At 63.1% G+C, this 25,313-nt stretch carries 28 protein-coding genes; 15 read left to right on the top strand and 13 right to left on the bottom strand.

The window, feature by feature from the left end:
• Positions 1-58 precede the first annotated feature (58 nt).
• Complete coding sequence (locus tag ACLI1C_RS01940; RefSeq protein ID WP_411395168.1) at positions 59-1,099, top strand: Gfo/Idh/MocA family protein; 1,041 nt, start codon at positions 59-61, stop codon at positions 1,097-1,099.
• Positions 1,100-1,111: 12 nt separating this feature from the next.
• On the opposite strand, the gene ACLI1C_RS01935 is transcribed toward ACLI1C_RS01940, so the two are convergent.
• Genes ACLI1C_RS01935 through ACLI1C_RS01915 form a run of 5 tightly spaced genes read right to left on the bottom strand, consistent with a single transcriptional unit; the run spans position 1,112 to position 6,372 of the window.
• On the bottom strand, positions 1,112-1,945 hold the full coding sequence (locus ACLI1C_RS01935; RefSeq protein WP_411395167.1) for an ABC transporter ATP-binding protein: 834 nt from the start codon (positions 1,943-1,945) through the stop codon (positions 1,112-1,114).
• Positions 1,942-2,790 carry an ABC transporter ATP-binding protein gene (locus ACLI1C_RS01930; RefSeq protein ID WP_411395166.1) on the bottom strand — a complete coding sequence of 283 codons (849 nt, stop codon included), beginning with the start codon at positions 2,788-2,790 and terminating at the stop codon, positions 1,942-1,944. The genes ACLI1C_RS01935 and ACLI1C_RS01930 overlap by 4 nt, the downstream gene beginning before the upstream one ends.
• Before the next feature lie 3 nt (positions 2,791-2,793).
• Positions 2,794-3,708 carry an ABC transporter permease subunit gene (locus ACLI1C_RS01925; protein WP_411395165.1) on the bottom strand — a complete coding sequence of 305 codons (915 nt, stop codon included), beginning with the start codon at positions 3,706-3,708 and terminating at the stop codon, positions 2,794-2,796.
• 8 nt (positions 3,709-3,716) lie between these two features.
• Entirely contained in the window at positions 3,717-4,724 is a 1,008-nt protein-coding gene (locus ACLI1C_RS01920; protein WP_411395164.1) for an ABC transporter permease subunit, read from the bottom strand.
• A 52-nt stretch (positions 4,725-4,776) separates the two neighbouring features.
• Positions 4,777-6,372 (bottom strand): ABC transporter substrate-binding protein, encoded by a 1,596-nt coding sequence (locus ACLI1C_RS01915; protein WP_411395163.1) that lies wholly within the window; start codon positions 6,370-6,372, stop codon positions 4,777-4,779.
• Between the two features lie 225 nt (positions 6,373-6,597).
• Here ACLI1C_RS01915 and ACLI1C_RS01910 point away from each other — a divergent pair, with 225 nt between their 5' ends.
• The 3 genes from ACLI1C_RS01910 to ACLI1C_RS01900 are packed head-to-tail and all read left to right on the top strand — an operon-like array spanning position 6,598 to position 8,437.
• Positions 6,598-6,993 carry a VOC family protein gene (locus ACLI1C_RS01910; protein ID WP_411398185.1) on the top strand — a complete coding sequence of 132 codons (396 nt, stop codon included), beginning with the start codon at positions 6,598-6,600 and terminating at the stop codon, positions 6,991-6,993.
• 14 nt (positions 6,994-7,007) lie between these two features.
• On the top strand, positions 7,008-7,472 hold the full coding sequence (locus ACLI1C_RS01905; RefSeq protein WP_411395162.1) for a hypothetical protein: 465 nt from the start codon (positions 7,008-7,010) through the stop codon (positions 7,470-7,472).
• Positions 7,473-7,498: 26 nt separating this feature from the next.
• Positions 7,499-8,437, top strand: a complete 939-nt coding sequence (locus tag ACLI1C_RS01900) for an aldo/keto reductase (RefSeq protein ID WP_411395161.1) — start codon at positions 7,499-7,501, stop codon at positions 8,435-8,437.
• A gap of 10 nt (positions 8,438-8,447) precedes the next feature.
• Here ACLI1C_RS01900 and ACLI1C_RS01895 read toward each other — a convergent pair whose 3' ends face one another.
• From ACLI1C_RS01895 to ACLI1C_RS01885, 3 genes are all read right to left on the bottom strand, one after another.
• Complete coding sequence (locus tag ACLI1C_RS01895; protein ID WP_411395160.1) at positions 8,448-9,386, bottom strand: Gfo/Idh/MocA family protein; 939 nt, start codon at positions 9,384-9,386, stop codon at positions 8,448-8,450.
• Between the two features lie 90 nt (positions 9,387-9,476).
• Positions 9,477-9,827, bottom strand: coding sequence for a VOC family protein (locus ACLI1C_RS01890; protein WP_411395159.1), 351 nt, complete (start codon positions 9,825-9,827; stop codon positions 9,477-9,479).
• A gap of 66 nt (positions 9,828-9,893) precedes the next feature.
• The gene (locus ACLI1C_RS01885; RefSeq protein ID WP_411395158.1) at positions 9,894-11,147 is read right to left on the bottom strand and encodes a glycerate kinase; all 1,254 of its coding nucleotides are present in this window, start codon (positions 11,145-11,147) and stop codon (positions 9,894-9,896) included.
• Between the two features lie 114 nt (positions 11,148-11,261).
• On the opposite strand from ACLI1C_RS01885, the gene ACLI1C_RS01880 reads away from it, so the two are divergent.
• The 5 genes from ACLI1C_RS01880 (at position 11,262) to ACLI1C_RS01860 (ending at position 14,052) form a co-directional block, all read left to right on the top strand.
• Positions 11,262-11,951 carry a DUF1045 domain-containing protein gene (locus ACLI1C_RS01880; RefSeq protein ID WP_411395157.1) on the top strand — a complete coding sequence of 230 codons (690 nt, stop codon included), beginning with the start codon at positions 11,262-11,264 and terminating at the stop codon, positions 11,949-11,951.
• On the top strand, positions 11,948-13,078 hold the full coding sequence (locus tag ACLI1C_RS01875; protein WP_411395156.1) for an alpha-D-ribose 1-methylphosphonate 5-triphosphate diphosphatase: 1,131 nt from the start codon (positions 11,948-11,950) through the stop codon (positions 13,076-13,078). The genes ACLI1C_RS01880 and ACLI1C_RS01875 overlap by 4 nt, the downstream gene beginning before the upstream one ends.
• 4 nt (positions 13,079-13,082) lie before the next feature.
• Complete coding sequence (gene phnN / locus ACLI1C_RS01870; protein ID WP_411395155.1) at positions 13,083-13,649, top strand: phosphonate metabolism protein/1,5-bisphosphokinase (PRPP-forming) PhnN; 567 nt, start codon at positions 13,083-13,085, stop codon at positions 13,647-13,649.
• Between the two features lie 63 nt (positions 13,650-13,712).
• Entirely contained in the window at positions 13,713-13,862 is a 150-nt protein-coding gene (locus ACLI1C_RS01865; protein WP_411395154.1) for a hypothetical protein, read from the top strand.
• Entirely contained in the window at positions 13,849-14,052 is a 204-nt protein-coding gene (locus ACLI1C_RS01860) for a hypothetical protein (protein WP_411395153.1), read from the top strand. Before ACLI1C_RS01865 ends, ACLI1C_RS01860 begins: the two co-directional genes overlap by 14 nt.
• 50 nt (positions 14,053-14,102) lie before the next feature.
• On the opposite strand, the gene ACLI1C_RS01855 is transcribed toward ACLI1C_RS01860, so the two are convergent.
• The gene (locus ACLI1C_RS01855; protein WP_411395152.1) at positions 14,103-14,327 is read right to left on the bottom strand and encodes a hypothetical protein; all 225 of its coding nucleotides are present in this window, start codon (positions 14,325-14,327) and stop codon (positions 14,103-14,105) included.
• A 525-nt stretch (positions 14,328-14,852) separates the two neighbouring features.
• Between ACLI1C_RS01855 and ACLI1C_RS01850 the strand changes: the two genes are divergently transcribed.
• Complete coding sequence (locus tag ACLI1C_RS01850; RefSeq protein WP_411395151.1) at positions 14,853-15,902, top strand: LacI family transcriptional regulator; 1,050 nt, start codon at positions 14,853-14,855, stop codon at positions 15,900-15,902.
• 14 nt (positions 15,903-15,916) lie between these two features.
• Here ACLI1C_RS01850 and ACLI1C_RS01845 read toward each other — a convergent pair whose 3' ends face one another.
• On the bottom strand, positions 15,917-17,734 hold the full coding sequence (locus tag ACLI1C_RS01845) for an ABC-F family ATP-binding cassette domain-containing protein (RefSeq protein WP_411395150.1): 1,818 nt from the start codon (positions 17,732-17,734) through the stop codon (positions 15,917-15,919).
• Between the two features lie 217 nt (positions 17,735-17,951).
• Positions 17,952-18,413, bottom strand: a complete 462-nt coding sequence (rirA, locus tag ACLI1C_RS01840; protein ID WP_411395149.1) for an iron-responsive transcriptional regulator RirA — start codon at positions 18,411-18,413, stop codon at positions 17,952-17,954.
• 203 nt (positions 18,414-18,616) lie between these two features.
• Here rirA and ACLI1C_RS01835 point away from each other — a divergent pair, with 203 nt between their 5' ends.
• A complete protein-coding gene (locus tag ACLI1C_RS01835; protein WP_411395148.1) occupies positions 18,617-18,937 on the top strand; it encodes an HU family DNA-binding protein in 321 nt (106 codons plus the stop codon).
• On the opposite strand, the gene ACLI1C_RS01830 is transcribed toward ACLI1C_RS01835, so the two are convergent.
• Positions 18,908-20,116 carry an ROK family transcriptional regulator gene (locus ACLI1C_RS01830; protein ID WP_411395147.1) on the bottom strand — a complete coding sequence of 403 codons (1,209 nt, stop codon included), beginning with the start codon at positions 20,114-20,116 and terminating at the stop codon, positions 18,908-18,910. The genes ACLI1C_RS01835 and ACLI1C_RS01830 overlap by 30 nt on opposite strands.
• Positions 20,117-20,432: 316 nt before the next feature.
• Here ACLI1C_RS01830 and ACLI1C_RS01825 point away from each other — a divergent pair, with 316 nt between their 5' ends.
• The 4 genes from ACLI1C_RS01825 (at position 20,433) to ACLI1C_RS01810 (ending at position 24,233) form a co-directional block, all read left to right on the top strand.
• Entirely contained in the window at positions 20,433-21,503 is a 1,071-nt protein-coding gene (locus ACLI1C_RS01825) for a DUF4037 domain-containing protein (RefSeq protein ID WP_411395146.1), read from the top strand.
• Positions 21,504-21,681: 178 nt separating this feature from the next.
• A complete protein-coding gene (locus tag ACLI1C_RS01820; protein ID WP_411395145.1) occupies positions 21,682-22,239 on the top strand; it encodes a TetR/AcrR family transcriptional regulator in 558 nt (185 codons plus the stop codon).
• 158 nt (positions 22,240-22,397) lie between these two features.
• Positions 22,398-23,822: an MFS transporter gene (locus ACLI1C_RS01815; protein WP_411395144.1), complete on the top strand. Its 1,425-nt coding sequence runs from the start codon at positions 22,398-22,400 to the stop codon at positions 23,820-23,822.
• Between the two features lie 54 nt (positions 23,823-23,876).
• Positions 23,877-24,233, top strand: a complete 357-nt coding sequence (locus tag ACLI1C_RS01810) for a hypothetical protein (RefSeq protein ID WP_411395143.1) — start codon at positions 23,877-23,879, stop codon at positions 24,231-24,233.
• 20 nt (positions 24,234-24,253) lie between these two features.
• Here the strand turns inward: ACLI1C_RS01810 and ACLI1C_RS01805 are convergent, their stop codons facing one another.
• Entirely contained in the window at positions 24,254-25,309 is a 1,056-nt protein-coding gene (locus ACLI1C_RS01805) for an ABC transporter ATP-binding protein (RefSeq protein WP_411395142.1), read from the bottom strand.
• Positions 25,310-25,313 lie beyond the last annotated feature (4 nt).

Raw genomic sequence — 25,313 nt, 5'->3', positions numbered from 1 at the left:
GCGGCTGGCATGAGGCATTGATCGGTCCCGCAAGACGGCGTGAACGAGGAGTGCTGGCATGAGTGACGCGCAGGGGCGGTTCGGGATTGGCGTTATCGGCGCAGGCATGGGCGCCAAGCCGCATGCCCTGGCGCTGCAGTCGCTGGCCAAGGACATTGCCGTGCTCGGGGTCTATCGGCGCGATGCCGCTCAACGCGCCGCATTCTGCAGCACTTATGGCTTCCCTGAAGCGGAAAGCTACGAAGCGCTGCTGGCCGATCCGCGCCTCGATGCCGTGCTGGTGCTGACGCCACCCAATGCGCGTGAAGCGATCGTCGCGGCGGCGGCCAAGGCCGGCAAGCCTGTGCTGCTGGAAAAGCCGGTGGAGCGCACGCTGGCGGCGGCGGAACGGATCGTCGCGCTCTGCGACGCGGCGGGCGTCACGTTGGGCGTCATCTTCCAGCATCGCTTCCGCCGCGCATCCCGATATCTGGCAGAAGCCGTGGCAGAAAACCGCTATGGGCGGCTAGAGGCGGTGCATCTGGTGGTGCCATGGTGGCGCCCGCAGGAGGGCTATTACGACCAGCCGGGTCGCGGCACCTTTGCCCAGGATGGCGGCGGCGTCCTCATCACCCAGGCGATCCACTCGCTCGATCTGATGCTCAGCCTTTGCGGCGAGGTAAGCGCGGTCACGGCCATGGCCAAGACGACACGGCTGCACCAGATGGAAACCGAGGATTTCGTCTCGGCCGGGCTGGAATTCGCCAATGGCGCCGTGGGCGCGGTCATGGCAACCACAGCCAGCTTTCCCGGCGGCCCCGAGAGCATCACCCTTAACTTCGAGAGGGCCAGCGCCACGCTGACGGCCGGCAATCTGACGATCCGCACGATGGCAGGCGACACCATCACCGAGGGCGAGGCCAGCGAGGGCGGCGGCGGGGCGGATCCGATGGCCTTCCCCTTCGACTGGCACGCCGCGCAGATTGCCGATTTCGCCGATGCCGTGCGCCATGGGCGGCAGCCGGTCAGCACCGGTCATACGGCTTTGCATGTCCACCGCCTGATCGACGCGATGATGACGTCGGCCAAGGCCGGCAAAAGGGTGGTGGTGGGCGCCTAAGCGCCGGCGGGGCTACCCCGCCAGCGCCGCCTTCCTGGCCAGGCGTGCCCTGATGCTCTCCACACTGGCATTGGGCGTCGCGGCGAACAGCGTGCGGGTATAGTCGTGCTGCGGATTGCCGAACACCTCGTCGCGCGTGCCGTGCTCGACCACATCGCCGAAATACATGACCATCACCTCGTCGGCGATGTAGCGCACGACGCTCAGATCATGGCTGATGAACACATAGGTCAGCCCGAACTCATCCTGCAGGTCCTTGAGCAGGTTGAGGATTTGCGCCTGCACGGAAAGATCCAGCGCCGAAACGGGTTCATCCAGCACGAGGAAGCTGGGATTGAGCATCAGCGCCCGGGCAATGGCGATGCGCTGGCGCTGGCCGCCCGAGAACATGTGCGGGTAGCGGTTGAAGTGCTCGGGACCGAGGCCAACCTTGAGCAGCATCTGCATGGCCTTCTGCCGCCGCTCGTCATTGGACATGTCCGTATTGAGCAGCAGCGGCTCGGCGAGCACCTCACCGATCTTCTGGCGCGGATTGAGCGATCCATAAGGGTTCTGGAAGACGATCTGCACCTTCTGGCGCATCTTCCTGGTGACACCATGGCTGGCATCGACGGTCTCGCCGTCGATGAGGATTTCGCCGGAGGTCTGCTGGTCGATCAGGGTGATCATGCGGGCCAGCGTGGACTTGCCGCAGCCGCTCTCGCCGACCACGGCCAGTGTCTTGCCCTTTTGCAGCTTGAAGTTCACGCCCTTGACGGCATGAACCACCTTGGCCGGACGGAACAGGCCGCCCGCGGTGACATAGTCGCGCTTGAGATTGCGCACTTCGAGGACGGGCGTGGTCATCGGCCGGCCTCCAGGTCATGAGCGAAATTGTAGTCGGACACGGTGGGCAGGCGATCGCCAACGGCATTTTCCGGCAGGGCCGACAGCAGCGCGCGGGTGTAGTTGGACTTGGGGTTCTCAAAGAGGGTCAGCACGTCGGCCTCCTCCATCTTGTGCCCCTTATACTGCACGATTACGCGGTCGGCCGTCTCGGCAACGACGCCCATGTCATGGGTGATCATGATAAGCGCCATGCCGGTATCGGCCTGCAGTTGGACCAGCAGATCGAGGATCTGCTTCTGGATGGTCACGTCGAGCGCGGTGGTGGGCTCGTCGGCGATCAACAACTTGGGGCTGCAGGCCAGGGCCATGGCAATCATTACGCGCTGGCATTGGCCGCCGCTCATCTGATGCGGGAAAGCGCCGAGCCGCTCGGCGCCATCCTTGATGCCGACCAGTTGCAGCAGCTCGATTGTCCGCTGGCGTGCCGCACGGCCGCGAAGGCCCATATGGCGGTTGAGCACTTCCTCGATCTGGAAGCCGATGGTGAAGCAGGGATTGAGGCTGGCCACGGGCTCCTGGAAGATCATGGCGATTTCCTTGCCGATGATCTTGCGCTTTTCGTTGGGGTCCATCCGCAAGAGGTCGCGCCCCTCAAACTCCATCTTGTCTGCGGTAACAGTCGCGGTATTGGGCAGCAGGCCCATCACCGCCAGCATGGCCACGGACTTGCCGGAGCCGGATTCGCCCACAATGGCCAGAACTTCGCGAGCGTCCACGGAGACATCGATGCCGTCCACGGCCTTGAACAGGCCAATGGAGGTGTCGAAGGCCACAGACAGATTCTTGATTTCAAGCAGGGGCATGGATCAGCTCCTCTTGAGCTTGGGATCAAGCGCATCGCGCAGGCCGTCGCCGACGAGATTGATCGCCAGCACCGTGATGAGAATGGCCAGACCCGGCAAGGTCACCACCCACCAGGCCCGCAGGATGAACTGGCGGGCTTCGGCGAGCATGGTACCCCATTCGGGGGTCGGCGGCTGGGCGCCAAGGCCGAGGAAGCCAAGGGCCGCCGCGTCAAGAATGGCACTGGAAAAGCTCAGCGTCGCCTGGACAATCAGTGGCGCCAGGCAATTGGGCAGGATGGTCTTGAACATCAGCCGCAGATGGCCCGCACCGGCCACGCGGGCGGAGGTCACATAGTCCTTGCCCATCTCCCCCAGCACGGCCGAGCGCGTCAGGCGCACGAAATGGGGCTGCAGCACGAGCGCGATGGCGATCATCATGTTGATGAGGCCCGGGCCGAGAATGGCCACCAGGACTAGCGCCAGCAGCAGCGAGGGGAAGGCCAGGATCAGGTCCATGATGCGCATCAGCAGCGTATCCACCCAGCCGCCCGCATAGCCGGCCAGCAGGCCCACGGCGATGCCGGTGATCAGCGCGATCACCACCACGACGGTGCCGATCAGCATGGAATATTGCGAGCCATGGATGAGGCGCGAAAGGATGTCGCGACCCACGGCGTCGGTGCCGAGCAGGAACTCCGGACGGCCGCCTTCGAGCCAGGCGGGGGGCACCAGCAGCGCATCGCGATATTGCTGGATGGGCGAATGGGGCGCGATCCAGTGGGCGAAGATCGCCGTCAGCACCAGCAGGATGAACACGACGAGGCCGATGACGGCTCCGCGGTTGACGGAGAAGTAGAACCAGAACTCGCGCAGCTGGATCAGCGGACTGATCTTGGGCGCGGCGTTGGGGTCGGCGACGGTAACGGGATTGGACATGTCGCCTCCTAGTTATGCCGGATACGGGGATTGATGAGCCCGTAGAGCACATCGACGATGAGGTTGACCGCCATGACGATGAGCGCGATCAGCAACAGACCGGCCTGCACCACGGGGTAATCGCGGCGCGAGATGGCGTCGATCATCCATTTGCCGATGCCGGGCCAGGAGAAGATCGTCTCGGTGAGAATGGCGCCGGCCATCATCACCCCGACCTGCAGGCCGATCGTGGTCACCACGGGGATCAGCGCATTGCGCAGGGCATGCACGCCGATGACCTGTCCAGGCGACAAGCCCTTGGCGCGGGCAGTGCGGACATAGTCGTCACCCAGCACTTCGAGCATGGCCGAACGGGTCTGCCGGGCGATCACTGCGAGCGGGATCGTGCCCAATGTGATCGTCGGCAGGATGAGGTGCCGCAGGGCCGAGACGAAGGCGCCATCCTGCCCCGAGAGCAGGGAGTCGATGGTCATGAAGCCGGTGACTGCCGGGAAGAAATACAGCAGATCGATACGGCCCGAGACGGGCGTCCAGCCGAGATAGCCGGAAAAGAAGATGATCAACAGCAGGCCCAGCCAGAAGATGGGCATGGAATAGCCAACAAGGGCGGTGCCCATCAGCGTCTGATCGAACCAGGTGCCGCGCTTGACCGCGGCGATGATGCCAGCGGGAATGCCGAGCACGACGGCAAAGATGGTGGCGCAGAAGGCCAGTTCCACGGTGGCCGGGAACAGGGTCAGGAAGTCGCGGATGACCGGACGCTTGGTCGAGATCGAGGTGCCGAAGTCGCCCTGGAAGATGCCGGAGAGGTAGTCCCAGTACTGCACCCAGATCGGCCGGTCATAACCGAATTGGGCAAGGAGCGCCTGGTAGCGCTCGGGCGAAACGCTGCGCTCGCCAGCGATCATGAGAATGGGATCGCCGGGCAGGACCCGGACGAAGGCGAAAGCCACGATCGTGATACCGATGAAGGTCGGTATGATCAGCAGCAGGCGATTGAGGAGGAATCGGATCATGTGTTTTTGGGGATGCCGGGGGCAGCAGCGCCGCCCCCGGACTTAGTCCCGATTACTCGGTGATGTCGACGCCGTCAAAGGCATGCGTGCCCTTGGGGTCCATGACATAGCCGGTGACCTTGGTGCTCATCGGCATGAAGACCAGCGAATGTGCAATGGTTGCCCACGGGGCTTCGCGCTTGAACACTTCCTGGGCCTTCACATAGAGCTCGGTGCGAGCGGCCTGATCGGAAATGGTCTTGGCTTCTTGGACGAGGGCATCGAATTCCTCGTTGCACCACTGGGCGCGGTTGGCGCCGCCAACGGCGTCACAGCCAAGCAGCACGGCAAGGAAGTTGTCCGGATCGCCATTGTCGCCGGTCCAGCCAAGCAGCACGGCGCCGTCACGATCGACCTGCGACGACTGTTCCAGGTATTCGGCCCATTCCATCGAGACGATCTCGACGGTGACACCGACTTCAGCAAAGTCAGCCTGGATCAGTTCAGCCATGCGGCGGGCATCCGGGTTATACGGACGCGACACCGGCATTGCCCAGACCTTCATCGAGAGATTCTCGACACCGGCTTCAGCCAGCGCGGCCTTGGCGGCTTCCGGATCATAGGCATCGTCGACGGTGGCTTCGTCATAGGACCACATGGTCGGCGGGATCGGGTTCTTGGCGATTTCGGCATTGCCTTCGAACACGGCGTCGATGATGGCCTGCTTGTCGATGGCCATGTTGAGCGCCTTGCGGACGGCGGCGTTGTCGAAAGGAGCCTGCTGGGTGTTGTAGGCGAGGAAGCCGATATTGAGGCCTTCCTGCTCCATCATCTGCAGGTTCGGATCGGCCTTGATGACTTCAAGATCGGCCGGGTTCGGATAGGGCATGATGTGGCATTCGCCGGCCTGCAGCTTCTGCAGACGGACGGCCGGATCGGTGGTGATGGCAAAGACCAGGTCGTCGATGGGCTGCACGCCATTCCAGTATTCGTCGAAGCTGGCATAGCGGATGGCCGCATCCTGCTGGTAGTTGACGAACTGGAACGGACCGGTGCCGATAGGCTGCTGGTTGAGCATGTCGAGCGTGCCGGCAGCTTCGAGCTGTGCGGCATATTCGGCCGACAGGATCGAGGCAAAATCCATCGCGAGGTTGGCGATGAACGGGGCTTCCGGGCGCGAGAGGGTGAACTTGACCGTGTAGTCATCGACCTTTTCGATGCTGGTCAGCAGGTCGCCCATCGACATGGAGTTGAAATATTCCCAGGTAATGCCGGTCGAATAGGCATACCACGGGTGATCGGACTTCCACTGGCGCTCGAAGCTGAACAGGACGTCATCAGCGTTGAAGTCGCGGGTCGGGGTGAAATAGTCGGTGGTGTGGAATTTCACGCCCTGGCGGAGCTTGAACGTATATTCCAGGCCATCCTCGGACACTTCATAGCTCTCGGCCAGGCCGGGCTCGGTGGTCGAAGCGCCCTTGGTGAACTGCACTAGGCGGTTGTAGATCGGCCGGCTGGAAGCGTCGAAGGTGGTGCCAGCGGTATAGGGCGCCGGATCGAAGCCTTCCGGCGAACCTTCCGAGCAATAGACCAGGGTCTTGGCCTGTGCCGCGCCAGCGGTCAGCGCAATAACCGCCGATGCCGCAAGCAGGGTTTTCATCAATTTCATGATTGTTGTCTCCCGAAACTTATTATGCGCACCCGGCTTGCCAACCGGGGCTTGGGCGCCAACAAAGCGTAGATTCTACGGGAGCGCAATGGTTGAGTTTGACCATTTGGTCAATATGGTGACAGGCGGAACGTCATTCCACAGGATTGGACGGTTTTGAAATGATCCGTTCGGCGGCTCTGCGACGGCTTGACCCGGCGGACCCGCTGGTGATCCATGCACCGCATGACCCAATCTCTCGCCACTGTCGCACTTCTCGTCGCCGACTACGATGATGCCATCACGTTTTACTGCGACCGCCTTGGATTCAATCTCGTCACCGATACCGACCTGGGCGGCGGCAAGCGCTGGGTGCTCGTTGCACCACCGGGCCAGAATGGCGCGCAATTGCTGCTGGCCAAAGCCGACGGTGACACGCAGCGCGCCGCGATCGGCAAGCAGGGCGGCGGGCGCGTGATGTTCTTTCTCAACACGACCAGTTTTGCGCGCGACCATGCTGCACTAGTCAAGCAGGGGGTCCGCTTCCTTGAGACGCCACGGCATGAAGCCTATGGCTCGGTGGCGGTATTCGAGGACCTTTACGGGAACAAATGGGACCTTATCGAACCCAAAAAGCCCTGATCCTGGCATTGTGCATGGCGGTCACGCCCGCTGCTGCCCAGCAGCCAGGCTGGCACTATTCGCCTCTCCCCGGCGAGGGAGACCGCGCCGCCCTGGGCTGCGATCGCCATGCGACACAAGATGACTTTGTCTGTCTCGCGGTACGTTGCGAGGACGACTTCACCACCGGCGTGCATGTGCACACCAGCCGACCGGGAAAACTGGGCCTATGGGAGATGACGCTCGACCGGGAGAATGCAAGCCTGGCAACCGAACCGTCCGGCGCACCCTATGGCGGGAAGTTCATCAAGGATGCGGACTGGCTGCTGGAGCGCATTGAGCAGGGCACTTTCGTCTACCTTCGCCATGTCGATGATGAGGCGGGCAGCTTTGCCTATATCGACCTGACGGGATCGCTCCGTGCTATCAACAGGGCTCTGGCCTACTGCGCGCCGCGCGTTCCCGCGCCAAGCGAACCGAATGATGGCGCAGGCGTTTAGCCTGCACACACAACTGGAGAAGCACCATGGATCGCCGCCCGCTCGGACGCAGTGAACTTGTCATCGAACCCCTGGTCCTGGGCGGCAACGTCTTCGGCTGGACCGTCGACGAGAAGCAGGGCTTCGACATTCTCGATGCCTATGTCGAGGCGGGCTTCACCGCTATCGACACGGCAGAAGGCTATCCGAACTGGGTGCCCGGAAACCCACCCGGCATGAGCGAGACGATTATCGGCAACTGGCTCAAGGCGCGCGGCAACCGCGAGGCGGTGCATATCTTCACCAAGGTCAATTCGGGAAAAAGCCCGGGCGGGCTTGGCGCCGAAGCGATCCGCACGGCCGTCGAAGCGTCGCTCAAGCGGCTGCAGACCGACTATATCGATCTCTATTTCAGCCACTGGCCCGATGCCGAGACCAGCCACGAGGAAACGCTCGGCGCCTATGACCCCCTGGTGCGCTCGGGCAAGGTGCGGGTTATCGGCGCCTCGAACTACACCGCCGCCATGGTCAAAGAGGCCAATGACACCGCGGTGATCAAATCGCTGCCGCGCTACGAGGTGCTGCAGCCGCGCTACAATCTCTATGACCGCGCCGAATTCGAAGCGCTGCGCGACGTGGTGCTGGAGGAAAATCTCGGTACGGTCGTCTACTACAGCCTCGCCGCAGGCTTTCTCACCGGAAAGTATCGCAGCAAGCCCGACTTCGGCAAATCGCCGCGGGGTGGCGGCGCCGAGAAATATCTCGATGCCAAAGGCGAGCGCATTCTCGCCGCGCTCGATCGGGTCGCCAAGGCCAATAGCGCAACGCCCGCCGAGGTTTCCCTGGCCTGGCTGGTGGCTCAGCCAGGTGTCACCGCGCCCATTGCTTCAGCAACCTCGGTCGAGCAGGTAAAGAGCCTTGCCAATGGGGTGCGGCTCAAGCTCAGCGAAGACGACCTCAAAGCGCTGACCGAGGCTGGGCAGTAGGCGTTTCAACCTACCACTCGAAATCCGGACCGTTCTCGCGGGCGCCCATCAAGAAGACGTCGCTCATCAAGCGCAGCGGCGCGGCGTCCACGTCGCTTTGGTGACGGTCGAGCAGGTCGGCAAAATGATCGTACATGGCGGCGTATTCGGCGTCGCCATGCTCGAGCACCAGTTGATCGTTGACCAATAGCCGCCGCCCGCCGCCTTCGAGCTTGACCACGTCGCCCGTGCCCGTCTCAAAGCGGATGGTCCAGATCTCGCCGCTCTCTTCCAGCCAGTTGAAACCAGCCGACATCCTGGGCTGGTGTAACTGGCCGGATTTGAAGGCGATCTCGACATCGATCGGGGTCTGCCGGTTGGCCGGGAAAGTGAGTTTGGCACTTTCCACAAAGACCGGGAATGGCATCACCTTGGTGAAGATGGACAGTGCATTGATCCCGGGGTCGCACACGCCGAAGCCGCCGGGCTCCCAGACCCAGTCCTGACCGGGATGCCATTTGCGCACGCTTTCGCGCCAGTCAATGCGGACCGATTTGACGCCCTGCTCGGCGATGATCGCCTTGGCCCGATCGACCGCCGCATTATACTGGGAATGCCAGGTCTGATAGAGCACCCGGTCAAGCCGCTGCGCATGGGCAATCAGGTCGTCGAGCTCGGAAATGGTCGTGGTGGGGGGCTTTTCCATCATCACGTCCTTGCCGGCGTCGAGCGCCTCGCGGACATATTGATGGCGGATGCCCGGTGGGGTGCAGATCGATACCAGCCCGATATCGGGCAGGGCCGCATAGAGCTCGGCCGGTGTCTTGAATACCGGCAGGCCATTGTGACTCAGCCCGCGCATCGACACCGTCGCCGCCAGTTCGAAATCGTCGGATGCGTCGATCACTGGCAGGTGCTGGTCCTGTGCGATCTTGCCCACGCCGATAACGGCGATCCTGCGCTTGGCCATGAGACGGCTCTCCTTGAAAGTGCCGCGTATAGAACAGAGCGACCCCATCCCTGCCAAGGGGCCGAGCGTGGAATTGTATGATTTTTGTTGTCAGGTGGCGGGTGGCTGCCACAGCTCGATATGGTTGCCTTCCGGATCGATGATCCGTCCGAAGCGACCCGTTTCGGCACTATCCCATTCTTCAGGACGCGTTTCGACGGCAATGCCCGCATCTGTCAGTTGGGCGATCAAGCCATCAAGGTCATCGACCCGGATATTGAGCATGGTCTGGCGGTCGGCGGGAAAATAGTCGCTATCGGACATGAAGGGGGCAAAGACCGTGGGGCCTGCTTGCTGGTTCCAGAAGCCGGTGATGCCAAGATGGGTCTCATACCAAGCCTTGAGCGCCGCCGGGTCCCGGGCCCGGAAGAAGACGCCGCCAATGCCAACTGCCTTTGCCATGTCCCGTTCCCCTGACTTGCGATCGCCGATAACAGCCTAGCGCGTCTCGCGGAAGCGTACCAACGCCTAGCGGATCACGATGGCACGGAAGTCGTTCACATTGGTGCCGGTCGGCCCGGTCACCAGCAGGTCGCCTATGGCATTGAAGGCGCCCCATGCGTCATTGGCTGCCAGCGCTGCCAGCGGATCGAGGCCCGCCTTACGCAGGCGCGTTGCCGTTCCGCCATCGACAAAGGCGCCGGCATTGTCTTCGGAGCCATCGATGCCATCGGTATCGGCTGCCAGGGCACTGATGCCCTCTACACCATCAATAGCGATGGCAAGGGCAAGCAGGAATTCGGCATTGCGACCGCCCCTGCCCCGGCCGCGCAGCGTCACCGTCGTTTCCCCACCCGAGAGTAGCACGACCGGTTTCTTGAAGGGACGGTTGCGCTGCGACACTTCGCGCGCCATGGCCGCCAGGACCTGCGCCACGTCACGCGATTCCCCCTCAATGGAATCGGAAAGGATCGCCGCCTCGATCCCATGCTGGCGCGCCAGCTCGGCCGCTGCCTCGAGCGAGAGAGCGGCGGAGGCGATGGTGCGCACGCTGTTGCGGGCAAAGACCGGATCGCCCGGCAAGGGCGCGAGATTGTCGTCCCCCGCCAGGAGGGCGTGGGCATGAGGCGGCAGGTCGAGCCGGTAGAGATTGGCATATTTGCGCGCCAGCTCGCGCGTGCCGGCCATGGGAATGGTCGGGCCGGAAGCGACCACTGCCGGGTCATCGCCCGGAACATCGGAAACGACCAAGGTAGCGACACGCGCCGGGGCACAATGGGCTGCCAAGCGCCCGCCCTTGATGGCGGAAAACTGGTTGCGGATCAGGTTCATCACCGAGATCGGCGCGCCCGAGGCCAGTAGCGCGCGGTTGATCGCCTGCTCATCGTCGAGCGTCAGGCCCGGGGCCGGCGCTGGCAACAGCGATGAGCCGCCGCCCGAAATCAGCGTGACGACAAGATCGTCCGGGCTCAAGCCCGATACTGTCTCCAGGATGCGCCGGGCCGCGAGAAACCCGGCCTCGTCGGGCACCGGATGAGCGGCCTCGACAATTTCGATCCGTGAACAGGCCTCGGCATAGCCATAGCGGGTCACCACCAGCCCGGTGAGCGGGCCATCCCAGGCCTCCTCGAAAGCCCGCGCCATCTGGGCCGAGGCTTTACCGGCCCCGATCACCACGGTGCGACCCGCCGGCCGTTCCGGCAGGTGCAGGCGCACGCCCAGGGCGGGTTGCGCCTGCGCCACGGCACGGTGAAACATCTGTTCAAGCAGGGCGCGATCCATCGTTTCTCTCGGCTTGCGATTCGCTGCGGGCAAGGGTAGCCAGCATGAGGCTGCGTGCACAGGTGTCAAACCACCGACACAGAGTACGCCTAGCGGCTGGGGTGAGGAGTTTCCATGACCGAACGATTCGCGATCTATTTTGCCCCGTCCGCCACCAGCAACCTCTGGGAACGGGCTGCCACCTGGCTGGGGCGGGACGCCAACGATGGCGACCTGTTCAACGGACCCGTGGCCGGCATCGACCGGGACCGGCTACTCAACCTCACCCAGTCCGCCAATCGCTATGGCTTCCACGCCACGCTCAAGGCGCCCATGGCGCTGGCCGATGGCTACAACGAGGCCGACCTGCGTGCCGCGCTGGACGAGTTTGCTGCGCGGCACCGGCCGGTCAACCTGGGCAAGCTCAGGCTGGCATCCCTCCAGGGCTTCCTCGCCCTGATGGTCGATGGCGAGAACGAGGCACTGGCCGATTTCGCGGCGCACGTGGTGGAGGATTTCGATCCCTTCCGTGCGCCGATGTCGACCAAGGATTATGCCGCCCGCGCGTCCAAGGGGCTCAGCGAGCGGCAGATCGAACTGCTCGGCGCCTATGGCTACCCCTATGTATTCGAGCAGTTCCGTTTCCACATGACGTTGACCGACCGGCTCGGGGATGAGGATGCGCAGGACATCGCGCAGGCCGCCGCCACATGGTTTGGACCCGTGCTTGAAGACGAGGTCATCCTGGACCGGCTCAGCCTGTTTCACGAACCCGAGGCCGGCAAGCCATTTCGCCGGGTCGGCGATTTCAGGCTGGGCGCATGAGCAGCATCGCTTTCCGCAATGGCCGCATCGTCCTTGGCAACGAGGTGATCGAGGGTAGCCTCGCGGTCGAGGACGGGCTGATTGCCGGCCTTGCCGCAGGGCCATCGCAGGTGGGCGAGGATCTCGATGGCGACTACCTGATCCCCGGCCTCGTCGAGTTGCATACCGACCATCTTGAAAACCACTATCGTCCCCGCCCCGGCGTGTTCTGGGATGCGCGGGCGGCCCTGCATGCGCACGACGTGCAGATTGCCGGCTCCGGCATCACCACCGTGTTCGATGCCGTGCGCATCGGCTCGGACAGCGACATGCCCGAAATGGGCAAGCATGTGGAGGCGCTCACCGGCGCCATTGCGAGCGGGCTGGGCGATGGCTGGCTGCGTGCCGATCACCTGATCCATCTGCGCTGCGAATTGCCGAGCCACGACGTGATCGAGCAGTTCGAGACCCATGCCACCCATCCCGAAGTCCGGCTGGCTTCGATGATGGACCATACGCCCGGGCAGCGGCAGTTCCGCTCGCTGGACGACTACAAGCGCTTCTATGGCGCCAGGCGCTCGCCAGAGGAGCTTGAACGCTTCATTGCCGACCGCCTTGCCGACCATGCCCGCTATTCGGAGCCGCACCGCACCCATATCGTGCGCCGTGCCGGGAAACTGGGCCTGTCGCTGGCCAGCCATGACGATGCGACCCTCGCCCATATCGAGGAGGCTGCCCGCGATGGCGTCGCCATCGCCGAATTCCCCACCACACTGGAAGCGGCCGCTGCCGCCCATGATGCAGGGCTCGCAATCCTGATGGGCGCGCCAAATGTGGTGCGTGGGCGCTCGCATTCGGGCAATATCTCGGCGACTGATCTGGTGCGGGCAGGACTGTTGGACATTTTGAGCTCGGATTATGTGCCGTTCGCCCTGATGCAAGCCGCTTTCATCCTGCCCGAACGGGTTGAAGGCCTCTCACTGGCCGCCGCCCTCGCAACGGTGACGCGCAATCCGGCCAGGGCCGCCGGATTGGATGACCGTGGCGAAATCGCCATTGGCAAGCGGGCCGATCTGGTGCGCGTGCAGGTGATTGGCGGCATGCCGGTGGTGCGCGGCGTCTGGCGACAGGGCAAGAGGGTAAGCTGACGGCATGGTGCAATCGCTCGGATCACTTGTCCTGGTCGTGGGGCCCTCCGGGGTTGGCAAGGACACGCTGATCGGGGGCGCCCGCCAGGCCCTGGAGAATGACAAGCGTTTCGTCTTTGTCAGGCGGCTCGTGACGCGCCCGGCCGATGCCGGCGGCGAGGAGCATGACAGCGTCGACCCCGAGACGTTTCGGCAGATGGAGGCGGCTGGCCGCTTTGCGCTCTCCTGGGACGCGCACAACCTGCGCTATGCCCTGCCTCTGAGCGTCGACACGGATCTGGCCCTGGGCAAGGTGGTGGTGGCCAATGTGTCGCGCCATGTCGTGGCGGAGGCACGTGCCAAGTATCCCGCCTGCGCCGTGGCGTTGATCACCGCCGAGATTTCCCGGCGCGCCGAGCGCCTGGTGCGCCGCGGTCGCGAGAATGCCGACCAGATCACGGCGCGGCTGGCGCGGGAAAGCGCCCCGGTGCCGGCCGGCATTACCCCGATCATCATCGACAATTCGGGCCCGCTGGCGATCAGCATCACAGCCTTCGTCATGGCCCTGCGCAGCATTGCTGCACAAGAATAGGGCTCCACGTGAACCAGTACCGCGCTGGCGCGTTGCATGGGATGCAAGCGTCAGGAGTTTTCTATGAGTCGCAATGGATTGTATGCCGTGATCGCCATCCTGCTGGTCGCGATCGTCGGTTTTGGCCTCTACTCGTACCAGCAGCAGCAAGCACGCCCCGGCGTGGAGGTGCGCATCGACGAGCAGGGAGTGTCAATCGATGGCAATGGATAGCGATGAGGGCGTTCGTCGCCAGGCCATCGCAACAGCCATAGCGGCAGAGTTGGACCGTCAGGCGCGCGAGGGCGCGACCCGTGTCGATATCGAGGCCCTGGCTGAAGCGATCGATATTGCGCTGGATCCCGTGCCTCCGGTGAGTGAGGGCAAGCGCCCGCAAGAGCTCAACGCGACGAACGACGACTAGCCACGTGGCCATTTCGGGAATGCAAAGGCGAGGCACCAGCCTCGCCTTTTTCATGCTGCTGGGTCGAGCGTACCGTTGCGAACGGCCTGCGACACGGCAAAGTGGGCCTTTTCAACCGTTTCGAAATGTTGGCCATCGATGGCAAAGGCGGGCAGCTTAACGGCAAGAAACCGATATCCATCGGCATGGGGCACCACGACGCCGAGCGGTTCGCCGGCGACTTCGATCACTATGGGCTTGTGGGCCTTGGCCCGGTCGAGACTGCGTTCCTGCATGGGTGGATTCTCCACTTGCGCATTGCACAGGCCAATAATGGGTGAGCGAAGGAGCTTGCACCATCCTGGCCGGCAACGCTGGGGTTCTATCGGAAGAGTGAGACGAAGGCGTGACGGAGGTCACATTCGTTTCGAGCGACAGGTCCCTTGCCAGCGTTTGGCGTGGAGGTCGGAGCGTACGTACGAGCAACCTGCATGGATGGTGAAGGTAATCGATGTAGTCATCTTCATTCCTTTCCCGCTGGTTGAACGGCAAACATCGGCATGTGCCGATGCAGTGACGGCAAGATAGGAGCGTTTGGGCGCGATTGCTAGTGTGGGCACCGCCAGAGAATGCAGAATTTCGAGAAAAGGCTGCTCGACATTGGTCGTGTGCCAGCAAATCTGAGCATTGATATGTTACCGATTTGGCGCTCGTCCGCCTTGCAGAGCAATGGGACGCTTGAAGTGGGAGGGACAATCTGGTGTTGTCCCTGCTCAACGAGCGTCACCACCAGATGAAGGTGGGTCCGAGGGGTAGATAAATTGTCCGAAGACGACGTGCCGGCTGCCAGCAAGGGCAAGCGCGGCGTCAAGCCATCCGGCAAGCCGACGCTCAAGACCATCGCGCAGATGACCGGCTTTGCCGTAACCACTATTTCCCGCGCCCTCAACAATGCGCCGGAACTGGCCCAGGAAACGCGCGACCGGGTGCAGAAGATAGCAGCGGAGATTGGCTATCTGCCCGACCGGGCCGCGCTTCGCCTCAAGACCGGCCGCACCAATGTCATCGCCCTGGTGCTTGAGCCGGATGAGCAGATCTATGGCTTCGGCTCTTCCATCGTCACCGGGCTGACCGAAGCGGTGCGCGATACGGCCTACCACATCGTCATCACACCCTTGTTCCGCAATGTGCAGCCGCTCGAGCCGATCCGACACATCGTGCGCAACCGCATGGCCGATGGCGTTATCTTCTCCAAGGCAGAGAGCTTCGACGAACGTATCCGCTTTCTCATCGACAATGACTTTCCCTTTGTCAGCCACGGCCGCACCAATTGGCCGGAGGCCCATCCGTCCGTCGATTTCGACAATGAAGCCTATGCCTATGGCGCCACGATGCGGCTGGTCAGCAAGGGTTGCAGGAAGATATCGATCATCCTGCCCGACAGCGCGCTGACCTATACCGACCACCTGAAGTCTGGCCTCACACGAGCCGCCCGGGAGGCAGGCGTTGACTATGAGTTCGCCGCCGACGTCAATCTGGGCAGTCCGACAGACGCCATACGCACCTATGTGATGAAGCGCACCAAGCGTCCGGACGGGCCCGATGGTTGGGTCTGCGCTTCGGAAGTCTCTGCCCTGGCAGTGATTGGCGCGCTCAACGACAGCGGTAAGCAGGTGGGCCAGACCGCTCACGTCGTGTCCAAGCAATCGTCGGAGATGTTCGCCCAGTTCCAACCCGGCGCCGAGACCGTATTCGAGGATTTCGTCGATGCCGGCCGCCACATGGGCGCGTTGCTGCTGCGCCGCATCGGCGGCGAAGCGCCCGAGAACCTGCATTATCTGGCCAAGCCGAAATTCGACTGGGCGAGCTGAAAGGCTGACGGCGCCTAGCCTTCCAGCTCTTCCCGCAGCAGTTCGAGTTCCATCCACTGCTCCTCTGCCGCGGCCCGTTTGGCCTCGGCCTCGATCAGGGCCTTGGACTTGGCGGCGAAGCCGGACGGGTCACGGGTGTAGAAGTCGGGGGCCGTCAGCGCGGCGTTGATCGCCTTGATCTCGGCCTCGATCCGCTCGAGCTCCTTGGGCAGGGTTTCGAGCGCATGCTTTTCCTTGAAGCTGAGCTTGCGCTTGGCACTGGCCGCCGGGGCAGCCGCGGTCTGCGCCAGGCTGGTCTTGCCGGCGCGATGCGCCTTGGCACTGCCGCGCGCGGTAACGCCTTCGCCACGCTGGATGACCATATCGGAATAGCCACCGGCATATTCGATCCAGACGCCCTCGCCCTCGGCAATGATCACCGAGGTGGCGACGCGGTCGAGAAAGTCGCGGTCATGGCTGACCACGATCACCGTCCCGGCATAGTCGCTGACCATTTCCTCGAGCAGGTCGAGGGTTTCGAGATCAAGATCGTTGGTCGGCTCGTCCAGCACCAGGAAGTTGGACGGCAATGACAGGGCCCGCGCCAGCGCCACGCGGGCGCGCTCGCCACCCGAAAGCTTGCCGATCGGCGTATTGGCCTGTTCGGGGCTGAACAGAAAGTCCTTCATGTAGCCCACGACATGCTTGGGCTGGCCGTTGATCTGGAGCGTATCCGAACCGCCACCGGTCAGCGCGTCCTTGAGCCGCGTATCAGGGTCGAGCTTGGCGCGGCCCTGGTCGAGCATGGCCAGTTCCAAGGCCGAGCCGAGCTTGATAGTGCCGCTGTCGGGCTGCAGCAGGCCGGTCAGCATCTTGATCAGTGTGGTCTTGCCCGCACCGTTGGGGCCGACAATGCCGATACGATCGCCGCGCAGCACGCGGGTCGAGAAGTCGCCCACCACGGTGCGGTCGCCATAGCTCTTGGAGATATTTTCGGCTTCCACCACCAGGGCGCCGGAGGTGCGGCCCTCGGAAACCTGCATATTGACCGAACCGGTAACGCGACGCTGCTCGCGCCGCTCCTGCCGTAGGTTGCCCAAGCGCTCAAGTCGCCCCACATTGCGCTTGCGCCGCGCGGTGACGCCGTAACGCAACCAGTGCTCCTCACGCACAATCTGGCGGTCGAGCTTGTGACGGTCGCGCTCTTCTTCTTCGAGCACATCGTCGCGCCAGGCTTCGAAGGCAGAAAAACCCTTGTCGAGGCGCCTGGTAACGCCGCGATCAAGCCAGACGGTGGCCCGCGTCAGGTCGGAAAGGAAGCGACGGTCGTGGCTGATCAGCACCATGGCCGAGCGCAGCGAATCGAGTTCAGCCTGCAGCCATTCGATGGCCGGCAGGTCGAGATGGTTGGTGGGTTCGTCCAGCAGCAAGATGTCGGGCTTGGGCGCCAGCACCCGGGCCAGCGCGGCGCGGCGGCCTTCGCCGCCCGAAAGGTTTCTTGGATTCTCGGCGCCGGTCAGACCCAGCGAGCTCAGCAGATACTGCGCGCGATACTCGTCGTCGCCAGGCCCAAGCCCCGCTTCGACGTATTCCAGCGTCGTTGCATAGGCGGAAAGGTCCGGCTCCTGCGGCAGGTAGCGCAAGGTAGCGCTAGGCTCGACGAAGCGAACGCCACTGTCATGCGTCACATCGCCGGCGGCGATCTTGAGCAGGGTTGATTTGCCAGAGCCATTGCGGCCCACCAGCGCGATGCGCTGGCCGGGCGACACGATAAGCTCGGCGCTCTCCAGCAGACGCGTGCCGCCAAAGGTCAGTTGGATATTCTGTAGCGAAAGAAGGGGTGCTGCGGCCATGGCGCGGATAGAGCATAGCTAGCGGACAAAGAAAAGGCAGGTCAGGGCGTTGAGGACCCTGACCTGCCCGGGGAGACGGTAGCAGCAAGCCCCGTCGTCTCGGCGCGGCGATGATCGTCGAGCCCCCCAGGACCGATCAGCACCGCGCTATGACGGGAGAAAACCATAAAATAACATGAGTGTCAAACTCATGTTATTCGCTCCGTCGAACTGGTCCCTAGTGCGCGGGCTCCATCACCGCTTCGAGCGTGCTGAGCCCGAGGCGGTCACGGATGGAGCGTTTCTTGCTGGCAAGGTCGGCAATAGTGTAGCTGGCCAGCACCTCGAAAAACGCGCCCAGAGCTTCGCGCAGCGCCCCGTTGAGGTCGCATTCCCCGATCAGCGGACAATCGGCGCCATCCTCGAAACACTCGGCCATGGCAAAGCTCTCCTCGGTGAGCTTTATGGTGTCGAGCAAGGTGATGTCTTCCGCCTTCTTGCCGAGGCGGATGCCGCCATGGCGGCCGCGCACCGTGGCCAGCAGGCCATTCTCCACGAGCGGCTTGATCAGCTTGAACAGGAAAAGCTCGGATATGTTGTAGGCCCGGGCGATATCGGCGACCCGGCTGAGGCCCGGCTCATTGACGGCGCAATAGACCAGGGTACGGATCGCATAGTTGGATTGACGCGTCAGTCTCACTGCGGACCTCTCTTGGGGTGGGCGTGAAGGGCGATGGCCCTCAAACAGGGCTTTGCCGCTTCATAGAATGACCGCCAGCTTATAACCATTCTAAAAAATGTCAATTTAACTTGAGATTAGGGTTCATCTTTCGACGCGGTGTAGCCTCGACTCGACAGGAGCTTAACTTCCACCTATGAATTTAAGAGCTGGGGGACATAGCTTTGAACAAAACAATCACGCGAGCCATGCTCAGTGACGTTGCCGCTCGTCGCGCAGGCGTCAGCAAGGCCGATGCTGCCGCGGTCTGTGACGCAATGTTTGCAATGATCGGCGCAGCCCTGATGCAGGCAGAAACCGTCAAACTCACCGCTTTCGGTTCACTTCAAGTTCGCTCGCGGGCCGAGCGGCTGGGACGCAATCCGCGCACCGGAACCGAGCATCGCATCCTGCCCAGGCATACGGTGGTTTTCACGCCAAGCGGACACCTGCGGGACAGTCTTGACCGCGCTGCATCAACCAGTCAGGTCCGCCAGCGTGCGTGAGAAGTAGCGACGATAGAGCGTGAGTTGAGCGGCCCCCATTGCTGGTGCCAAGGCGCCAAGATGGCCCGGCAACACCTGGGGCGGGACAAAGGCGGCAACGGGCAGTCGCTGCAACTCGGCTTTCAGCTGCGTCACCAGCCGTGCGGTGATTGATGCCGGCATGATGCCGTCCACGACCACCAAGCCGCTTTCAATCACCGTCGTAGTGTTAAACGCCACTCTGGCGAGTGCTCTTGCGCTGTCGGCAATCCACTGGTCGAGCACGCCGCCGAAGCCCGCCCAGTCCCATTCATCGATCCGCGTGGAATCGACCGCAAAGCCCGCTTCCGCGAGGCGCTGTTCGAGTGCGGTCAGCGAGGCAACGAAATGGGCGGCCTGCAGGCGCCCGCCGTCGTCGCTCACCAGCATGGATCCCAGATTGGCAGAATTGCCGCTCGGCCCCTCCCACAGGGTCCCCTGCCCCACAATGCCGGCCGCGATATAGCGCGAGATCAGAAAATAGATGAAATCGGCAGGTCGTGGCCGGGGGGATGCGATGAGCTCTGCCCAGCAGGCGGCATTGCCGTCATTGACTGTCGTCACCGCCAATCCGGTACGGCGCCCCAGTTCATCGGCTATTTCCAGCTTGTCCCAAAGCATACGCTGCGCCTGCGGAGCGTCGACCAGATGCAGATTGCCGGCGATATTGGTGGGCATGGCCACGCCAAGATCGCGCAGTCGCTCGCGCTGCGGGTCCGGTAGGTCCACCCCTATGGTGTTGATCATGCTGGCGATGTCGGTCGCCAGTCTGCTGGCATCGGGGAAGGCATGGTCGCGATGCTGGCGCGCCAGCACCTGTCCATGCAGGTCGACCAGTACCGCCTCGACATGACGCCAGCCGATTTCGACGCCCAAGGCATAGGCGCCGTCGGCACGCAGGAAGATCGGGGTTGCGGGCTGCCCGCGACGCCCCCGCAGCACGTCGCCACGGGACGTCAGCCCAGCCTGTTCCAGGTCTGTCAGAATGGCCGAGACGGTCTGTGGTGCCAGGCCGGTCAGGCGCGCAATCTCGGCATTGGATACGCCGGCATTGAAGGCAATCACTGTCAGCACGGCACGCTCATTGGCCCGGCGCAGCCCGTGATGCTGCAACCCGCGCCCTCCGGCATCGAACACGTCACGCACCGGTTCGAACGTCATCTGCGCATCCCAATGTCGGCGTAATGCCCGACGTCCAGCGCGCGGGTGCGCCCGCGCGATCTGGCCTGATCAAAATGAAAGTATCCACGGCGCCGCAAACGCCGCGAAAAGGATTCGAAATCGTGTTCGGCAGCCGCCGAATAGGGTCCGCCGCACTGGTTCCCGTGGCGAATGGATCGGTAACAGCGGCTGTGTTGTCTATTGGGAGATTTTCCGGTGCGATCTGACTGTGCAAGGATATGGTCTTCCAACCGGTCAGGCCCTGCCTCACAATGCGCAGTCTGGGGAGAATTCCGGGCACTTTGGGGGGTGAGTTTTGCAGGGCATCGAGCTTTCGCGCCGCTTTTATTTCGAAGCTATCCGCCCATGGCTGGACGGCGCGGGCCCCGGACTCAAACATTCCGCGGCGCTGATCGGCTATGGATCTGAACTGCTGGGCTTTGATGACGAGATATCCAAGGATCACAACTGGGGACCAAGGGTTCATCTCCTTGTTTCGCGTGAGGATTTCACTGCCCATGCCCACCGCCTGGTGGAGGAGTTCTCGACCGTTGCCCCAGCCGAGTTTCTCGGGGAACCGATTGGCTGGCGGAGCCGGCCTCATCCTCCGGCAAGTGGATCGGAGGCCGTTGGCGCCGCCGATCATGGTCTTGAAATCCACACCCTTGAGAGCCGGCTGGACGGCGCATTAGCAATCCAATCCCTGGATGGGCTTGGTCCGCTGCAATGGCTTGGCCTGTCCGAGCAGCGGCTGCTCGCCTTTACCGCAGGCGCGGTCTTCCACGACGATGACAACCGCCTGACCCAGGCGCGGGCGGCACTGTCTTATTTTCCGCGGGATGTGTGGCTCTACAAGATTGCCTGTCAGTGGCGGCGTATTGCCGAGGAGCAGGCCTTCGTTGGCCGGGCTGGTCAGGTGGGAGACGATCTGGGCTCCCGCGTCATCGCGAGCCGGCTGGTGCGCGACGTCATGCGGATGGCTTTTCTGCTGGAGCGGCGCTACGCGCCATATGCGAAATGGCTGGGCAGCGCCTTTGCAAAGCTCCCGCTGTCGGCGACGTTGGCGCCGCTCCTGAACAACGTCCTGGAAGCCCCCCAATGGCAAGAACGCGGCAATACCCTGGCCTCGGCCTATCTTGCATTGGCGCATCGGCAACAGGCCGACGGGATTGGCGTCGGGGTGGAGCCCGTCATCGGCCCCTATCACGAGCGCCCTTTTGCCACGATCAATGCGGATGACCTCATCCAAGCTACGGTGGCGGAAATCGAGGATCCGATCATTCGGGCCCTGCCAGTCGTCGGTTCGCTGGATCAGGTGACCGACCTGACCCCGGTTCTCGAGGATGCCCGGGCAGCCCAGCGCATGATGGCGGTCCTACTAGGTTGACGGTTCCGAGTGGTGCGGCCAATGGGGCCGCGCCGACGCTGGGGTATCCTCAACTGACACATAGCCGACTCATTGACCGAGCTGACATTGAGCCGGTTTGAGCCGTTCCTTGCTTGAGGCATTGAGGAAATGCCAGCACACTTGACTTCTGCATGGTGAGTGACTACACACTCTATTTATGAGCACGAACCTTAAACTCTCCGATGCCGATACCCGTCGCGCCAGCATCATTGCAGCGGCCCTCTCGGTCTTTGCCCAGTCGGGCTATGGCTCGACGCCGGTCGCCGCTGTCGCGGCCAAGGCCGGCATTTCGCAGGCCTATGTGTTCAAGCTCTATCCAACCAAGGAAGTGCTGTTCGTGGCGGCCATGGAGCGCTGCTACGAGATCATCCTCGAAACGCTGACGGCTGCAGCTGATACAGCCCCTGACGGCAGTCCCGAGGGCATTCTGAAGGCCATGGGTGAGGCGTATGCCCGGCTGATAGTCGACCGGGACGTCCTGATGATCCAGGTTCACGCCCAGAGCGCTGCCGATATCCCCGCGGTCAAGGCCGTGGTGCGGCGGGGGCTTGCCACGCTGGTGCGCCTCGCCAAGGCGCGCTCGGGGGCCAGCGACGCGGCCGTACAAAGCTTCATCGCCTTCGGCCAGCTCTGCCACCTTATCGTCACCACCGACCTGACCGAGCTCAACGACGACTGGGCACAAACACTGTGGAAGGGGATGAGCCACTACTGAGAACGCACCGCGCGGCCCGCTGGGCAGCCCCGCCGACCACGATAAGACCACCCGTTTCGACCGCACGCATGGAAACAATCCAGGCCAAGCCGCCAAACGCAGCCCATTCATCGTCAATTTAGTGAGTGATTAATCACTCAAATTAGGAGAACTCGATCATGACAACGCTTGCTCAATCCCTTCCCGCTTCCCGTAGCGCCAGTCGATGGCTGGCGCTCGCTTTCCTCGCCCTGGCCCAGTTTCTCGTGGTGCTGGACGCCTCCATCGTCAATATCGCCCTGCCCCGGCTCGGCCAGGGACTGGGCCTCGATCCGTCGCTGTTGAGCTGGGTCATTACCGCCTATGTACTGCCGTTTGGCGGCCTGCTTCTGCTGGGCGGGCGTCTGGCTGACCGCATTGGCCACCGCACCATTTTTCTCGTCGGGACGGGCGGCTTTATCGCCGCCTCGCTGGCAGCCGGACTGTCCCCCAATGGCGGCTTGCTGCTGGCGGCGCGCGCCGTGCAGGGCGCTTCGGCGGCACTCCTCGCCCCCGGCGCGCTTTCGCTGCTCATGCAGCTATTCCCTACGGGCCAAGGCCGAGACAAGGCACTGGGCATCTGGGGCGCCGTGGCCGGTCTGGGCAGCGTTGCCGGGGTGCTGCTCGGCGGCGTCCTGACCGCACAGTTCGGCTGGGCGTCGATCTTCTTCATCAACGTGCCAGTGGGCCTGTTCGTCCTCACCAGCATTCCGTTCCTGATTGGCCGTGATCAGGTCGCGGCGACCCGGGCGCCCCTCGATATTCCGGGCGCCCTTACCGTCACGGCCGGCCTTGTCGCCATCGTCACCGCGCTCTCAGTGGTGCTGGAAATCGGCTTTCTTGCTCCGCTGACCCTTGGCCTGCTTGCTGCAGGCATCGCTCTGCTGATTGCTTTCGTCGTCATCGAGATCAAGTCGAAGGCACCCCTGGTCGATTTCCGCATCCTGGCCAACCGCGCCGTCAGCACCGGCAATGTGGCCGTGGTGTTGATAGGCGGCGCCGTCACGGGCCTCTTCTTTGCCCTCTCGCTCTATATGCAGGACGTACTGGCCTATGACGCGATGAAGGCCGGCCTCAGCCAGTTGCCGCTGGCCATGACGCTGGTGTTGGTGGCCGGCATGGCTCCTGCCGCCATCGCACGCCTCGGTTCGCGCGACACCCTGGTCGCCTCCTTGTTGACCTTTGCCACAGGCCTTGCCTGGCTTTCCTTCGCGCCGGCCGATGCGAGCTTCCTCGTCCATCTGCTGGGGCCGAGCCTGCTCATCGGCACCGGCCTCGGCGGCGCCTTCGTTGCGGGCACGGAACTCTCCGTTTCGGGCGTCAGAGAAGCCGATGCCGGCCTTGCCAGTGGCCTGGTCAATACCAGCCAGCAGATCGGGTCGGCCATTGGCCTGGCGGTGATCTTCACCATCTCGGCCACCCGCGCGATCGCACTGGCCGAAGCCGGCATGCCGCCAGTCGAGGCGCTGAGCGCCGGTCACAGCTGGGGTTTTCTCACCGCTGCGGGCCTTGCCTTGCTCGCCGCTGCCACTACCGCCGCATTTGGACCGAGGACGGTCCGCTAACCCTGCAGCCGGCGCAATGGTGCGTCGGCGGACCATTTTCAAAGGAAACTGAACATGACCACCCTCGAATACACGGCCCAATCGAACCGCAAGGCCGGCAGAATCGCGCCGCGTTACTTTTCCTGGTCCGCCTATGCCATCCCTGTATTGATCCTCAGCGGCTTCGGCCTCGTCACCACAATTCCTGTCGTCTTGCTGAGCTACGCGGTGTTGCGCGATGCGCGGGTCAGGGCACTGCGCTGGTGGGTCGGGCTCACGGCTGGTCTCTTTGCCATCCCCTTCATCGGCAGGCTGTTTCGGGCCGATGCCGAAGCCAGTCTTTCCTCCATGCTGCATCCGGCCATGGCGGCGGCGATTGTACTGTCGTCACTGGTGGTGATCAGTAAGATCATCAGAAGCCACCGGGGGTGACCGGCATGGTCGGTCGAGCGCTAGCGGAGCGCGCGGCCGGCCTCGTCAAAGAGATGGACTGCGTCGGGCGGCACACCGATGTGAACCGTCTGATGCAGCTGCAGGTCGGGGGCACCATCGAGCTTAACCGTTACGAGGTCACCGCTCGGCAGCTCGACATAGGCCAGGGCATATTCGCCGAACTGCTCGATCACCGACAGGGTTCCCGTCAGGTCCGCATTGGCCGCATCGGCCAGCACCAGGTGCTCGGGCCGGATGCCGATGGTGCGCACATTGGCCAGCTGCAGGTGGGTCAGGGTGAGGCTTTTGTTGCCGGGCAGGACCAGTTTTCCGGCTTCGATGGTCACCGGGGTGAAGTTCATGCGTTGGCTGGCGATGAAGCCGGCGACGAAGGTGTTGACGGGGTTGCGGTATAGTTCGAGCGGGGTGCCGACCTGTTCAATCCTACCCGCATTGAGCACCACGATGCGGTCGGCCAGGGTCATGGCTTCGACCTGGTCGTGAGTGACGTAAATCATTGTGGCCGTTAGCGTATCGTGCAGCTTGGCAATCTCGATCCGGGTCTGGGCGCGCAGCGATGCGTCGAGGTTGGAGAGCGGCTCGTCGAACAAAAATACCCGCGGATCGCGCACGATGGCGCGGCCGATGGCGACGCGCTGGCGCTGGCCGCCGGAGAGGGCCTTAGGCATGCGATCGAGATATCCTTCGATCTGCAGGATCCTTGCCGCCTCTCTAACCCGTTGATCTATTTCATCTTTTGGTGTCTTGGCGAGTTTGAGACCGAAGGCCATGTTGTCGTAGACGGACATATGGGGGTAGAGCGCATAGCTCTGGAACACCATGGCGATGCCCCGCTGAGGCGAGGGTATGTCGTTGACAACCTTGCCGCCGATCGAGATATCCCCGCCCGAAATCGGTTCGAGCCCGGCGATCATGCGCAGCAAAGTGGACTTGCCACAGCCCGATGGGCCGACAAAAACCACGAACTCGCCGGACTTGATTTCGAGGTCGACGCCGTGGACGACCTCGACCGAGCCATAGGACTTGCGGACGCCCCGCAGCGAAACATCGGCCATGGTG

This window comes from Devosia sp. XGJD_8, from assembly GCF_046614475.1.
In the GTDB taxonomy this organism is placed as follows: Bacteria; Pseudomonadota; Alphaproteobacteria; order Rhizobiales; family Devosiaceae; genus Devosia.
Note: the sequence above shows the minus strand (reverse complement) of the source record. Positions and strands in the feature narration are given on the sequence as shown.